The sequence below is a fragment of the Shimwellia pseudoproteus genome (genome assembly GCF_016415625.1).
Taxonomy (GTDB): Bacteria; Pseudomonadota; Gammaproteobacteria; order Enterobacterales; family Enterobacteriaceae; genus Shimwellia; species Shimwellia pseudoproteus.
Genome location: NZ_WBXP01000009.1, coordinates 96,600 through 109,545 on the forward strand (window position 1 = coordinate 96,600; position 12,946 = coordinate 109,545).

Genomic DNA, 12,946 nt, shown 5'->3' on the forward strand with positions numbered 1-12,946 from the left:
ACTGCCCGCGCAACGTTAGCGAATCACACCACCGAATAACTCCACGGGACAATCCATGAACCTCTGGCTAATACGCCACGGTGAAACCGAGGCCAATGTCGCCGGGCTGTATAGCGGCATCAGCGAAACCCCGCTCACCCCCCGGGGTGAGCAACAGGCCAGCGCGTTACGCGCGCTGCTGGCGCCAATTCCCTTTGACCGGGTGATCACCAGTGAGCTCTCCCGGGCCGGGGCAACCGCCCGTCTGGCGCTGGCCGGCCGGGATCTTACCATGCAGCGCAATGGCCAACTGAATGAAATGAATTTCGGCCACTGGGAAATGCGCCATCACCGGGATCTGATCGCTGAAGGCAGTACTGAATACCAGGCGTGGTGCGATGACTGGCAGCATGTTATTCCCCCCGGGGGCGAAGGCTTTCAGGCATTCAGCCAGCGGATCCAGCAGTGTGTGGAGGCTCTGAAAGCCGAAAGCCAGCAGCATACCGCCCGCCATATTTTGCTGGTGAGCCATAAAGGCGTATTCGGGCTATTGCTGGCCCATCTGCTGGGGTTGCCCCCGGCGGCGATGTGGCGCTTCGCGATTGAGCAGGGCTGCTGGTCCCGGGTGGAATTGCACGGGGATTACGCGGTTTTGCGCACATTAAACAGCCAGTGCCCCGCCAGCGCGTAAGGCTAAGCACAAGCCGGGGCACAGGTCATTCACACTTAGCCACCTTAACCCATTGACACCACTTCTCAGGCTGTTATTCTCCGCTGCCATAATGTGGTCCTTGTGCGCGTTTGAAACTGTTTTACAAAAATGGCGATGCAAACCAACGCCCGGGGTGGGATGATACCCCACCTCAGCAGCAGCCAGCATCTGGCTGTAGCGAACCGCTGTTCGTTGATCCGCTGAACCACACCACGCCAACTATTTATACCTGAAGGGGGAACACTTGCAGGGTAAAACACTCCAGGATTTTGTAATCGACAAAATTGATGATCTTAAAGGCCAGGACATTATTGCTATTGATGTTCAGGGGAAATCCAGTATCACCGACCGTCTGGTTATCTGTACTGGCACATCAAGCCGCCACGTTATGTCTATTGCTGATCATGTGGTACAGGAGTGCCGGGCAGCCGGGTTATTACCGCTGGGTGTTGAAGGCGAGAGCGAAGGCGACTGGGTTGTCGTTGACCTGGGCGATGTCATGGTCCATGTCATGCAAGAAGATAGCCGCCAGTTGTACGAGCTGGAAAAACTCTGGAGTTAAGCGGTGAAACTGCAACTGGTCGCCACCGGCACGAAAATGCCGGACTGGGTGCAAACGGGGTTTTCTGATTATGTCCGCCGTTTCCCTAAAGATATGCCGCTGGAGCTGGTAGAAGTCCCGGCGGGGAAACGGGGTAAGAACGCCGATATCAAGCGCATTCTGGATAAAGAAGGGGAACTGATGCTGGAGGCTGTCGGCAAAGGTAACCTGATAGTCACCCTGGATATTCCCGGGAAACCCTGGGATACCCCGCAGCTCGCCGGGCAACTGGAGCGCTGGAAGCTGGACGGCCGGGATGTCAGCCTGCTGATTGGCGGCCCGGAGGGGCTTTCCCCGGCCTGTAAAGCGGCGGCGGAGCAAAGCTGGTCCCTCTCGCCGTTGACCCTGCCCCACCCGCTAGTGCGGGTGCTGGTGGCCGAGAGTTTATACCGGGCATGGAGTATTACAGCTAACCACCCCTATCACCGTGAGTAACGCATCAGGTAATTAAGCAGCGGATGAAATTACAGAATTCTTTTCGCGACTATTCAGCTGAGTCGGCACTGTTTGTCCGCCGCGCTCTGGTTGCTTTTGTGGGCATCTTGCTGCTTACCGGGGTGCTTATCGCCAATTTGTACGCGCTGCAAATTATTCGCCACGACGACTACCAAACCCGTTCCAACGAAAACCGCATTAAACTGGTGCCTATCCCGCCCAGCCGCGGCATTATCTATGATCGCAACGGCACGCCGCTGGCCCTGAACCGTACTATCTATCAGATAGAAATGATGCCGGAGAAGGTCGACAACGTGCAGGCCACCCTTGACGCCCTGCGCCAGGTGGTGGACATCACTGACGATGATCTGGCTAATTTTAAAAAGGAGCGCGCCCGCTCCCACCGATTTACCTCAATACCGATAAAAACCAACCTCAATGAAGTGCAGGTGGCCCGCTTCGCGGTGAACCAGTACCGTTTCCCGGGGGTGGAGGTTAAAGGGTATAAACAGCGCTATTACCCGTATGGCTCGGCGCTGACCCACGTTATTGGCTACGTCTCGAAAATTAACGATCGCGATGTGGACCGCCTCGACAAGGCTGGAAAGCTGGCTAACTACGCCTCAACCCACGATATCGGTAAGCTGGGCATTGAACGTTATTACGAAGATGTGCTCCACGGCCAGACCGGTTATGAAGAGGTTGAGGTCAATAACCGCGGCCGGGTGATTCGCCAGTTAAAAGAGGTGCCCCCCCAGGCAGGCCACGATATTTATTTATCGCTCGATCTGAATCTTCAGGCGTATGTTGAGACCCTGCTCCAGGGCAGCCGCGCCGCCGTGGTGGTGTCAGACCCACGCACCGGGGCAATCCTCGCACTGGTGTCCACCCCGAGTTACGATCCGAACCTGTTCGTCAACGGTATCTCCAGCAAGCAGTACTCGGCGCTGCTCAAAGATCCGAATACCCCGCTGGTAAACCGTACCACCCAGGGGGTCTACCCGCCGGCATCCACCGTGAAACCTTATGTATCGGTATCGGCCCTCAGTGCCGGGGTTATCACCCGCAATACCTCGCTGTTTGACCCGGGCTGGTGGCAATTGCCTGGCTCTGATAAGCGCTATCGCGACTGGAAAAAATGGGGCCACGGCCGCCTTAACGTTACCAAAGCCCTGGAAGAATCGGCGGATACCTTTTTCTATCAGGTGGCCTATGACATGGGGATTGACCGGTTATCCACCTGGCTGAGCAAGTTCGGCTACGGCAAGCTGACCGGGGTGGATTTGTCGGAAGAGTACCCCGGCAACATGCCCACCCGGGAATGGAAACTGAAACGCTTTAAGAAACCCTGGTATCAGGGGGACACTATTCCGGTGGGTATCGGCCAGGGTTACTGGACCGCCACGCCGATCCAGATGAATAAAGCACTGATGATCCTGATTAATGACGGGGTGATCAAGGTGCCGCACTTGCTGCAAAGTACTGTGATTGACGGCAAAAAAGTGCCCTGGATCCAAAAAGATGAGCCGCCGGTGGGTGATATTCACTCCGGTTACTGGGAAATTGCTAAAGACGGGATGTTCGGGGTAGCCAATCGCGGCAACGGTACGGCGCATAAGTATTTTGCCAGTGCCCCCTATAAGATTGCCGCGAAATCCGGTACTGCTCAGGTCTTTGGCCTGAAAGCCAACGAAACCTATAATGCGCACCGCATCTCAGAGCGCCTGCGCGACCATAAACTGATGACCGCCTTCGCCCCGTATGATAGTCCACGGGTTGCGGTCGCCATTATTCTGGAAAACGGCGGCGCTGGCGCTGCCGTAGGGACCATCATGAGACAAATCCTCGATCATATTATGCTGGGTGATAACAACACCGTGCTGCCGGTAGAAAACCCGGCGCAAACCGCCGGAGAGGATCAGTAATCGTGACCGATAATCCAAACAAACGCTCATTCTGGGAAAAGATCCACATTGACCCGCTCTTTATGCTGACCATCCTGCTGCTGCTGCTGTACAGCGCCCTGGTGGTCTGGAGCGCCAGTGGCCAGGACCCGGGCATGATGGAACGTAAAATTGGCCAGATCATGGGTGGCCTGGTGGTGATGATAGCCCTCGCCCAGGTGCCGCCGCGGATTTACGAAGGCTGGGCCCCCTGGCTGTATATTATCTGTGTGATACTGCTGGTGGCGGTTGATGCCTTCGGGGCAATATCGAAAGGCGCTCAGCGCTGGCTCGACCTCGGGGTGGTGCGCTTTCAGCCATCAGAAATTGCGAAAATTGCCGTGCCGCTGATGGTGGCGCGCTTTATCAACCGCGATGTCTGCCCCCCAACCCTGAAAAACACCGCCATTGCGCTGGTGCTGATTTTCGTCCCTACCCTGCTGGTGGCCGCACAGCCTGACCTCGGTACCGCTATCCTTATCGCCGCATCCGGGCTGTTTGTGCTGTTCCTGTCCGGCATGAGCTGGAAGCTTATCGCCGTGGCGGTGTTGCTGGTGGCGGCGTTTATTCCGGTGCTGTGGTTCTTCCTGATGCACGACTACCAGCGCGCCCGGGTAATGATGCTGCTGGATCCAGAATCAGACCCGCTGGGAGCCGGTTATCATATTATTCAGTCAAAAATTGCCATTGGGTCTGGTGGCCTGCGCGGCAAAGGCTGGCTACACGGTACCCAGTCACAGCTGGAGTTCCTGCCGGAACGCCATACTGACTTTATCTTTGCGGTACTGGCGGAAGAGCTGGGGCTGGTTGGGGTTCTGGTGCTGCTGGCGCTCTATTTGCTGCTGATTATGCGCGGCCTGTGGATCGCCGCCCGGGCGCAAACCACCTTCGGCCGGGTGATGGCTGGTGGCCTTATGTTGATACTCTTTGTCTATGTATTTGTTAATATTGGTATGGTTAGTGGTATCTTGCCTGTCGTGGGTGTACCTTTGCCCCTGGTCAGTTATGGCGGATCGGCACTGATAGTGTTGATGGCCGGGTTTGGTATCGTGATGTCGATCCATACCCATCGAAAAATGTTATCCAAAAGCGTATAAGAGGTGCGCAATGCGTAAACAGTGGCTTGGAGTTTGCGTGGCGGCAGGGTTACTGGCGGCATGTAGTTCAAATGATGACGGGCAGCAACAGGTTAGCCAACAGCCTCAGCCAGTGGTGTGTAACGGTCCGGCTGTGGAAATCAGCGGTGCCGATCCGCACTACGAGCCTCTTAATCCTTCGGCAAATCAGGATTATCAGCGCGACGGCAAAAACTATAAAGTGGTCCAGGATCCCAGCCAGTTTACCCAGAGTGGCCTGGCCGCTATCTATGATGCGGAGCCGGACAGCAATTTGACCGCGTCCGGAGAGGCGTTTGACCCCACCCAGCTGACGGCGGCCCATCCGACCCTGCCGATCCCCAGTTATGCCCGTATTACCAATCTGGCCAATGGCCGGATGATTATCGTGCGTATTAATGACCGCGGCCCCTATGGCAACGATCGGGTCATTTCATTGTCCCGGGCAGCGGCGGACCGGTTAAATACCTCCAACAACACCAAAGTGAAGATTGACCCGATTATCGTCGGCCAGGACGGTTCGCTGTCCGGCCCCGGTATGGCCTGTGTTGCCGTGGCCAAACAGACTTACGCACTCCCGGCGCGGCCCGATCTGAGCGGCGGCCTGGGTAGTGCCTCTTCCGCCCCCCAGTCTCCGGCACCCCAGGGGGATGTGCGGGCGATCAGTAACGATACCCTGACAGCCGATAATGCCCAGGGCGCGCCGGTAAATAGCGGCGGTTTCCTCGGCGCACCGTCGGCCCTGCGTGATGGTGTTATCGAAAATAACGCCGCTGCCGCCGCAGGTAACACCAGTGCGGCTGTGGCCACAACGGCGGCCGCTACCGCGGCTACCGCTGCGGCGGTTACCCAACCGGCCAACAGCGGCGCAGTAAACTCACCGGTTACCGCACCGGGCTCGGTGCAGGGCAGCGTAGCCGCCCCGGCGCCAGCAGCAGCGGGCACCTCCGGCCAGTATGTGGTTCAGGTTGGCGCAGTCAGTGATGCAGGACGGGCAGCAATGTGGCAACAAAAGCTGTCTCAGCAGTTTGGTGTTCCTGGGCGCGTTTCCCATAATGGGGCAGTGTATCGCGTACAGATGGGGCCATTTACCGGTAAAACCGAAGCTATGGCCCTGCAGCAACGTCTTTTGAGTGAGGCGCAACAACAGTCCTTTGTGACCGCCGCTGCGCCGCAATAATCCGGGCTTTGTGGCACCCGGCTTATGTATGTTTATGTAAATCACATTAACAATATCATGAGCAAAGTCGGGTGCCAGTAAAAATAGCATTTGCTATAGTAAAGCTCTTTTTTTAACCCCATCACGGATGTCGTCGTTCGACCATGAAAAAAGTTCTTCCCGTTCGTATCGCCAGGGGCGCTACACTCTCACTGGCCATCGGCCTTGTCGCCATGTCTGCCGCACGAGCTGACGATCTGAATATAAAAACCATGATTCCGGGTGTGCCGCAGATCGACGCTGAAGCGTATATCCTTATCGATTACAACTCCGGTAAGGTGCTGGCCGAACAGAATGCCGATGCCCGCCGCGACCCGGCGAGCCTGACCAAAATGATGACCAGTTATGTTATCGGCCAGGCCATGAAAGCAGGCAAATTTAAAGAATCAGACGTGGTTACCATTGGCCGGGATGCCTGGGCTACCGGCAACCCGGTATTCAAAGGCTCATCGCTGATGTTCCTGAAACCGGGGATGGAAGTGCCGGTATCGCAGCTGATCCGCGGGATTAACCTGCAGTCCGGTAACGACGCCTGTGTGGCCATGGCCGATTATGTCGCCGGGAGCCAGGACGCCTTTGTGGGCCTGATGAACAGCTACGTGAATGCCCTGGGGCTGAAAAACTCCCACTTCCAGACAGTTCACGGCCTGGATGCGGAAGGCCAGTACAGCTCGGCCCGCGATATGGCGCTGATTGGCCAGGCGCTTATCCGTGATGTGCCTGCCGAATACGCTATCTACAAAGAAAAAGAATTTACCTTTAACGGCATCCGCCAGCCGAACCGTAACGGTCTGCTGTGGGATAACAGCCTGAAAGTTGACGGCATCAAAACCGGCCATACCGACAGCGCCGGTTTCAACCTGGTCGCCTCCGCCACTGAAGGTCCGATGCGTCTGATCTCTGCGGTAATGGGCGGCCACACCTCTAAAGGCCGTGAAGCCGAAACCAAAAAACTGCTCACCTGGGGCTTCCGCTTCTTTGAAAGCGTGAACCCGCTGAAAGCCGGGAAAGAATTTGCCTCCGAACCGGCCTGGTTTGGTGACAGCGACCGCGCCTCCTTAGGGGTAGATAAAGACGTCTGGCTGACCATTCCCCGTGGCCGGATGAAAGATCTCAAAGCCAGCTATGTGCTGAATAACACCGAGTTACATGCCCCGCTGCAGAAAAATCAGGTGGTGGGTACCATTAACTTCCAGCTGGATGGCAAAATTATCGATCAGCGCCCGCTGGTGGTCTTACAGCCGATTGAAGAAGGTAACTTCTTTGGCCGTATCATTGATTACATCAAACTGATGTTCCACCACTGGTTCGGCTAATCACCGGGCACTTGAAAGTGCCGGGAAAGGCCCCATATACTTGGTATCAAAGCAAGCTCCCGCCCCTGGCGGGAGTTATTATTTATGTCCTGCTGGAGCACCCATGAAAACCAATCTGAAAGCGTTACTTGAATTCCCCTGCCCCTTTACTTACAAAGTAATGGGCCTGGCGAAGCCAGAGCTGGTCGATATGGTGGTTGAGGTGGTGCAACGCCATGCCCCTGGCGATTACATCCCTGAGGTGAAACCGAGCAGCAAAGGCACCTACCATTCTGTCTCTATCACCATCAATGCCACGCATATTGAGCAGGTGGAAACCCTCTATGAGGAACTGGGCAATATTGAAATTGTCCGCATGGTACTGTAATGACTAACCCGGCTGCCGCCGGGTTTTCTTTATCCGCTGATGATAGCCGCCCCAGGCCGGTTTTATCGGACGTTAATTTTTTGTACGCCATGTTATAATAGCGTCACCTTTTCTACAGGAGACGCGGTCTTGTCTCAAGATACCATTCTGATCCGCCAACTTGGCCAGCAACCCTACGGCCCGGTTTCCCAGGCAATGCATGATTTTACCGATAACCGTGACGACACCACCCCGGATGAAATCTGGCTGGTTGAGCATGATCCGGTCTTCACCCAGGGCCAGGCCGGTAAAGCCGAACACCTTTTGGCTACCGGAGACATTCCGGTAATCCAGAGCGATCGCGGTGGTCAGGTCACCTATCATGGTCCAGGCCAGCAAGTGATGTACGTGTTGCTCAATTTAAAGCGCCGTAAGCTTGGGGTGCGCGAACTGGTTACCGTACTGGAACAAACCGTGGTCAATACCCTGGCCACCCGGGGGATCACCGCCCACGCCAGAGCCGATGCGCCGGGGGTTTATGTCGGTGAGCAAAAAATATGCTCCCTGGGATTACGTATCCGCCGCGGCTGCTCCTTCCACGGCCTGGCGCTGAATATTGCCATGGACCTGGGGCCGTTCAGGCGCATCAACCCGTGCGGCTACCCCGGAATGGAGATGACCCAGGTCAGCGCACTTTCCCCTGGCGCCACCCCCGGGCAGCTGCAGCCGGTGTTAATCAGCCAGTTTTTAGCGCTATTGGGTAACCCGCCCAGCGACATGGTCGCCCAGTAACATTCTGTGCGATCCACCCGGCCAGATGATACCGGGCGGTAACATTTCAGTTAACATGAAAGCGGTGCGCGCGGGCGCTGGCCGGTAAAACGCCCTGCCGCGCCGCACCTGGGGTATCATCTCGCCACAGAGTATAATAACGGTCATTGTTACCAGCCGATCCCGGCAAAGGGCACATAACAACAACTGTTTTACAAAAAATTCCCTTTTTCCTGCCCCGTCTGGCTGATTTAACAGGCGGATAAATGGTATACTGCGGGTCAGCAAATTCAAAAAAAGTTGATAAATACAACATTTACTTGAATTAAAAGCTCTCCCTTCATTATCAGCAACTGGAATACGCACGCTATGAGTAAACCCATTCTGATGGAACGCGGTGTTAAATACCGCGATGCCGATAAAATGGCCCTTATCCCGGTGAAAACCGTTGTTACGGAGCGCCAGGAGCTGTTAAGGAAGCCGGAGTGGATGAAAATCAAACTCCCGGCAGACTCCTCCAGAATTCAGGGCATCAAGGCCGCCATGCGCAAAAACGGCCTGCACTCCGTCTGTGAGGAAGCCTCCTGCCCTAACCTGGCAGAGTGCTTTAACCACGGTACCGCCACCTTTATGATCCTCGGCGCTATCTGTACCCGCCGCTGCCCGTTCTGTGACGTTGCCCACGGCCGCCCGGTGACGCCGGATGCCGGAGAGCCACAAAAACTGGCCCAGACCATCGCCGATATGGCGCTGCGCTATGTAGTTATCACCTCTGTTGACCGTGATGACTTACGCGATGGCGGCGCACAGCACTTTGCGGATTGCATCAGCGCCATCCGTGAGAAAAGCCCGTCGATTCGTATTGAAACCCTGGTGCCAGATTTCCGGGGCCGTATGGATCGCGCACTGGACATTTTAACGACGACCCCGCCAGACGTTTTTAACCACAACCTGGAAAACGTTCCGCGTCTCTATCGTCAGGTGCGGCCAGGGGCTGATTATGCCTGGTCCCTGAAACTGCTGGAGCGGTTTAAAGAAGCCCATCCAGAGATCCCCACCAAATCCGGCCTGATGGTTGGCCTGGGGGAAACCAATGCCGAGATCGTTGAAGTCATGCGCGATCTGCGCCGCCACGGTGTCACCATGCTGACCCTGGGGCAATACCTGCAGCCCAGCCGTCACCACCTGCCGGTGCAGCGCTATGTCAGCCCGGAAGAGTTTGATGAAATGAAAGCGGAAGCGATGGCAATGGGCTTTACCCACGCCGCATGCGGGCCGTTCGTGCGCTCATCTTACCATGCAGATTTGCAGGCGAAGGGTATTGAGGTTAAATAACCAGCAACATTTGGTTACACTATCGCCGCCGCCATCACGACGGATCGGTGGTTCAGAAGATAAAAAACCGGCTGAAGGCCGGTTTTTCTGTCTTTGCAGCCGAATCAGTCTTTGTGAGACAGACGATCGGTGGATGTGTCATCCGCAGTGGTAGATTTGGCACTGGCTTCATCATCATTCATGGCTTTTTTGAAGCCTTTGATTGCCGCGCCGAGATCGCCACCTAAGGTGCGCAACTTTTTGGTACCAAACAACAATACAATCAGTGCGCCGATGACTAAAAGTTTGGTAATGCTGATCTCGCCCATACGTAACCTTCTTAATCTGAATTGCCGGGGACCGGCATAAAAGCCTGGTGCTATTAACGGTCATTTTCCGCGGCGACACAATAGCAATCTGTAACAAGGTGAATCAAGTTTTCTGAGCGGTTGTTTGCAGAATCGGTGACATAAACCGCCGATTAGCCAGCACCGGTAGCTGTCGGCGCACCTCTGCCACCCGGCTGGCGTCAATATCCCCGACAATCAGCGCCGGTTGCTCTGCGGCGGCGGCCAGTACCACCCCCATAGGATCAACGATTCGGCTCTGGCCGATATTGCGGTTGCCGCACTCCCCGGCGCCAATAACATAACAGGTAGTATCCAGCGCCCGGGCGGCCAGCAACGTTGCCCAGTGCTGCTCCTTAAGGGGCCCCTTCAGCCAGGCAGCGGGGACCACAAGCGCCTGGGCGCCCTGTAACGCAAGGTGCAGCGACAATTCCGGGAAGCGCAGATCGTAACAGGTCATTACGCCAATCGTTATCCCGGCCACTTCAATCAGTGCCGGTAAGCTCTCCCCGGCATCCACCAGGGCGGACTCCTGAACAGTAAACGCGTCATAAAGATGGAGTTTGCGATAGCTGAGCAGGATCTCACCGGCGCGGATAGCAAACAGGGTATTTGCCGCCCGCTGCGGCACAGTGCGCATATGCAGCGTCAGAACCGTCGTCAGGCTATTTCCTTTACTGTGGGCCAGCAGCCCCTGCATAAAGCCACCATCGGGCGTCTGAGCCGCGTTAACCGATAACTGTGGATCATCATCTGACCGGGCCAGTAACGCCTCGGGAAGCACCAGTAAATCCGCCCCGGCGCTAATGGCCTGGTCCATATAATGAAGACAGGTGGCCAGATTCTGTTGCCAGTCCGGCCCGACAGCAAATTGCCCAACAGCGATGCGCATTATTCCCCCTTACCGATGGATTATCAGAGGCTATTATTCCTGTAAACTGCGGTTCAGCGTTACACTTAACCGGATAACAAGCAACTGATAAAGGAGTGGCAGTGTGGGTCAATTGATGCTGGCAGTATTTTTAGGTGGCGGAGTGGGAAGCGTCAGCCGCTGGCTTATTAGTCTGCGTCTCAACCCCGTTCATGCGTCTGTCCCGCTCGGAACCCTGGCGGCTAACCTGTTGGGGGCATTTATTATCGGTATCGGCCTGGCGTGGTTCAATCGCATGCCGTCTATCGATCCGATGTGGAAGCTCGTCATCACCACCGGGTTTTGCGGGGGACTGACAACGTTCTCGACGTTTTCGGCGGAGGTGGTTTATCTGTTTATGGAGGGCAAAATAGGCTGGGCAATCATCAATATTACGCTCAACCTGGTCGGTTCGCTGCTGATGACGGCATTCGCGTTCTGGCTGATCCAGCATACGGTAGGCCGTTAAGCAAACCGATCACAAATAGAGAAAACCGTTAAGGTTAATTTAATTTTTTCCTGTCATGCTCTGCGTTATTCCCTTGTTACCACGTTCCAGAGCAGCAGATGACGAAAGCGCGATTAACCGAATCAGGCACCCTGTTACTTTGTATGCTGATTGTTGCCAGTTTCCTGAAGAGCTACCTGTTTAACTAGCCCGGCCGCACGGCGCACCAGACCCTAACCAACCGCTGTACAAAACGGCGGTTTTTTTTATCTCTTTTTTATTGTCGTACTTATTTACCGGACGCAAAACGAAAAAAACCCGCAACTAAGCGGGTTTTTGAATTCTGGCTGTAACTTAGATAGCAATTACGTTAGCAGCAGAAGGGCCTTTGGCACCGTTAGTGATTTCGAACTCTACACGCTGACCTTCAGCCAGAGTTTTGAAACCATTGCTCTGGATTGCAGAGAAGTGTACGAACACGTCTTTGCTGCCATCTTCCGGAGTAATGAAACCGAATCCTTTGGATTCATTAAACCACTTAACGTTACCTTTAATCTTAGACATCAAAATTACCTTTACATGAAAAATCGACACTAATGTTGTGTCGGGGACCAGTACAACAATTGTCGCTGCTTTTGTCCAGTCTAACTTTGCTAAAAAGTGATAAAAGTCCCTAAGTTTTTCAGTTCTGTGACCTTACTCATTGTTTTAACAGCCAAAGATTAACTGCTGCTAAAACCGCCATTCTGGTCAAAACTGAAAGCGGAACCAGGCGAAGTAAACGTTACCGTTGTTATAGGTTCCCGGGATCCAGGTCATCTGAAAAGTGGCCGGCCCGTACCCGATTGACGCCAGCGGCAGTACAATCGGGATGGGAATATAGCGGTAATTATCCCGTGCGGTTACCGCCGCGGTATAACCAAGGCCAACATGGAAATTATCATCCCGCAGCGGGCGCCAGGTTGCCTCCCAGCCGTAACCGCCAATCGGCTCCCACTTATTGAAGGAGTCTTTAAACGCCATCAGATAAATGCCGTGCCAGTTGCCTTTCTCATCCCAGCGGGATATCCCGCCCCCTGCCCCCCAGGGCCGCTCGTTATAGCGATCGGTTTTCTCTTTGTCATAGGCAAAGCGCGCGTGCCAGGTGATCGCCGGCACATAAATATCCCCATGTTGAGGTTCACGCCAGGTGGTGGCTACCTGATCGGTAAATGTATTGAACCAGCCCTTGCCGTCAGCGTCGGCCATTGCGGGCGTTAATACTGAAAATGAAAGAATAAAAACGAAAAATTTCGCTAACTGTTTAATCTTACACATATTAAATTAAATATCTTATTTCAACGTCGCCATCTTAATATGGTCAGTTTCAATTAACCCTAAACACGCTAGTGTTAGGGAAGGTGCGAACAAGTTCCTGATATGAGATCATCATATTCATCCGGAGCGCATCCCAGAGGGACATCATGAGCCATCAACTCACCTTCGCCGAT

The 12,946-nt window shown here is 54.8% G+C and carries 15 protein-coding genes; 11 read left to right on the forward strand and 4 right to left on the reverse strand.

From position 1 onward, the window contains the following. Positions 1-55: 55 nt before the first annotated feature. From F9C28_RS06275 to lipA, 10 genes are all read left to right on the forward strand, one after another. Positions 56-670, forward strand: a complete 615-nt coding sequence (locus F9C28_RS06275; RefSeq protein WP_199014383.1) for an adenosylcobalamin/alpha-ribazole phosphatase — start codon at positions 56-58, stop codon at positions 668-670. 265 nt (positions 671-935) lie between these two features. Beyond that, the gene (rsfS, locus tag F9C28_RS06280; RefSeq protein ID WP_199014384.1) at positions 936-1,253 is read left to right on the forward strand and encodes a ribosome silencing factor; all 318 of its coding nucleotides are present in this window, start codon (positions 936-938) and stop codon (positions 1,251-1,253) included. A 3-nt stretch (positions 1,254-1,256) separates the two neighbouring features. Beyond that, positions 1,257-1,727 carry a 23S rRNA (pseudouridine(1915)-N(3))-methyltransferase RlmH gene (gene rlmH / locus F9C28_RS06285; RefSeq protein ID WP_199014385.1) on the forward strand — a complete coding sequence of 157 codons (471 nt, stop codon included), beginning with the start codon at positions 1,257-1,259 and terminating at the stop codon, positions 1,725-1,727. Between the two features lie 23 nt (positions 1,728-1,750). Then, entirely contained in the window at positions 1,751-3,652 is a 1,902-nt protein-coding gene (gene mrdA, locus F9C28_RS06290; protein ID WP_199014386.1) for a peptidoglycan DD-transpeptidase MrdA, read from the forward strand. A 2-nt stretch (positions 3,653-3,654) separates the two neighbouring features. Continuing rightward, a complete protein-coding gene (mrdB, locus tag F9C28_RS06295) occupies positions 3,655-4,767 on the forward strand; it encodes a peptidoglycan glycosyltransferase MrdB (RefSeq protein WP_199014387.1) in 1,113 nt (370 codons plus the stop codon). Positions 4,768-4,777: 10 nt separating this feature from the next. Then, positions 4,778-5,965, forward strand: a complete 1,188-nt coding sequence (rlpA, locus tag F9C28_RS06300; RefSeq protein ID WP_199014388.1) for an endolytic peptidoglycan transglycosylase RlpA — start codon at positions 4,778-4,780, stop codon at positions 5,963-5,965. 143 nt (positions 5,966-6,108) lie between these two features. After that, positions 6,109-7,320, forward strand: a complete 1,212-nt coding sequence (dacA, locus tag F9C28_RS06305; protein ID WP_199014389.1) for a D-alanyl-D-alanine carboxypeptidase DacA — start codon at positions 6,109-6,111, stop codon at positions 7,318-7,320. Between the two features lie 103 nt (positions 7,321-7,423). Further along, complete coding sequence (gene ybeD, locus F9C28_RS06310) at positions 7,424-7,687, forward strand: DUF493 family protein YbeD (RefSeq protein WP_199014390.1); 264 nt, start codon at positions 7,424-7,426, stop codon at positions 7,685-7,687. A gap of 129 nt (positions 7,688-7,816) precedes the next feature. Beyond that, positions 7,817-8,458: a lipoyl(octanoyl) transferase LipB gene (lipB, locus tag F9C28_RS06315; protein ID WP_199014391.1), complete on the forward strand. Its 642-nt coding sequence runs from the start codon at positions 7,817-7,819 to the stop codon at positions 8,456-8,458. A 348-nt stretch (positions 8,459-8,806) separates the two neighbouring features. After that, the gene (gene lipA, locus F9C28_RS06320) at positions 8,807-9,772 is read left to right on the forward strand and encodes a lipoyl synthase (RefSeq protein WP_199014392.1); all 966 of its coding nucleotides are present in this window, start codon (positions 8,807-8,809) and stop codon (positions 9,770-9,772) included. A gap of 104 nt (positions 9,773-9,876) precedes the next feature. Here lipA and tatE read toward each other — a convergent pair whose 3' ends face one another. Together tatE and F9C28_RS06330 are read right to left on the reverse strand one after the other, a co-directional pair. Beyond that, the gene (tatE, locus tag F9C28_RS06325; RefSeq protein WP_199014393.1) at positions 9,877-10,080 is read right to left on the reverse strand and encodes a twin-arginine translocase subunit TatE; all 204 of its coding nucleotides are present in this window, start codon (positions 10,078-10,080) and stop codon (positions 9,877-9,879) included. 103 nt (positions 10,081-10,183) lie between these two features. Then, positions 10,184-10,990, reverse strand: coding sequence for a deaminated glutathione amidase (locus tag F9C28_RS06330; protein WP_199014394.1), 807 nt, complete (start codon positions 10,988-10,990; stop codon positions 10,184-10,186). Positions 10,991-11,105: 115 nt separating this feature from the next. Between F9C28_RS06330 and crcB the strand changes: the two genes are divergently transcribed. Then, the gene (crcB, locus tag F9C28_RS06335; protein ID WP_233148950.1) at positions 11,106-11,477 is read left to right on the forward strand and encodes a fluoride efflux transporter CrcB; all 372 of its coding nucleotides are present in this window, start codon (positions 11,106-11,108) and stop codon (positions 11,475-11,477) included. A gap of 333 nt (positions 11,478-11,810) precedes the next feature. Here the strand turns inward: crcB and cspE are convergent, their stop codons facing one another. After that, positions 11,811-12,020 carry a transcription antiterminator/RNA stability regulator CspE gene (cspE, locus tag F9C28_RS06340; protein WP_002436076.1) on the reverse strand — a complete coding sequence of 70 codons (210 nt, stop codon included), beginning with the start codon at positions 12,018-12,020 and terminating at the stop codon, positions 11,811-11,813. A gap of 186 nt (positions 12,021-12,206) precedes the next feature. Next, the gene (pagP, locus tag F9C28_RS06345; protein ID WP_199014396.1) at positions 12,207-12,773 is read right to left on the reverse strand and encodes a lipid IV(A) palmitoyltransferase PagP; all 567 of its coding nucleotides are present in this window, start codon (positions 12,771-12,773) and stop codon (positions 12,207-12,209) included. Positions 12,774-12,946 lie beyond the last annotated feature (173 nt).

What these genes read in the sequence shown, in the direction of transcription:
- F9C28_RS06275 (WP_199014383.1), top strand. Translation starts at nt 56, where the DNA reads ATGAACCTCTGGCTAATACGCCACGGTGAAACCGAGGCCAATGTCGCC.
- mrdA (WP_199014386.1), top strand. Translation starts at nt 1,751, where the DNA reads ATGAAATTACAGAATTCTTTTCGCGACTATTCAGCTGAGTCGGCACTG.
- rlpA (WP_199014388.1), top strand. Translation starts at nt 4,778, where the DNA reads ATGCGTAAACAGTGGCTTGGAGTTTGCGTGGCGGCAGGGTTACTGGCG.
- dacA (WP_199014389.1), top strand. Translation starts at nt 6,109, where the DNA reads ATGAAAAAAGTTCTTCCCGTTCGTATCGCCAGGGGCGCTACACTCTCA.
- ybeD (WP_199014390.1), top strand. Translation starts at nt 7,424, where the DNA reads ATGAAAACCAATCTGAAAGCGTTACTTGAATTCCCCTGCCCCTTTACT.
- lipA (WP_199014392.1), top strand. Translation starts at nt 8,807, where the DNA reads ATGAGTAAACCCATTCTGATGGAACGCGGTGTTAAATACCGCGATGCC.
- tatE (WP_199014393.1), bottom strand. Translation starts at nt 10,080, where the DNA reads ATGGGCGAGATCAGCATTACCAAACTTTTAGTCATCGGCGCACTGATT.
- F9C28_RS06330 (WP_199014394.1), bottom strand. Translation starts at nt 10,990, where the DNA reads ATGCGCATCGCTGTTGGGCAATTTGCTGTCGGGCCGGACTGGCAACAG.
- crcB (WP_233148950.1), top strand. Translation starts at nt 11,106, where the DNA reads ATGCTGGCAGTATTTTTAGGTGGCGGAGTGGGAAGCGTCAGCCGCTGG.
- cspE (WP_002436076.1), bottom strand. Translation starts at nt 12,020, where the DNA reads ATGTCTAAGATTAAAGGTAACGTTAAGTGGTTTAATGAATCCAAAGGA.
- pagP (WP_199014396.1), bottom strand. Translation starts at nt 12,773, where the DNA reads ATGTGTAAGATTAAACAGTTAGCGAAATTTTTCGTTTTTATTCTTTCA.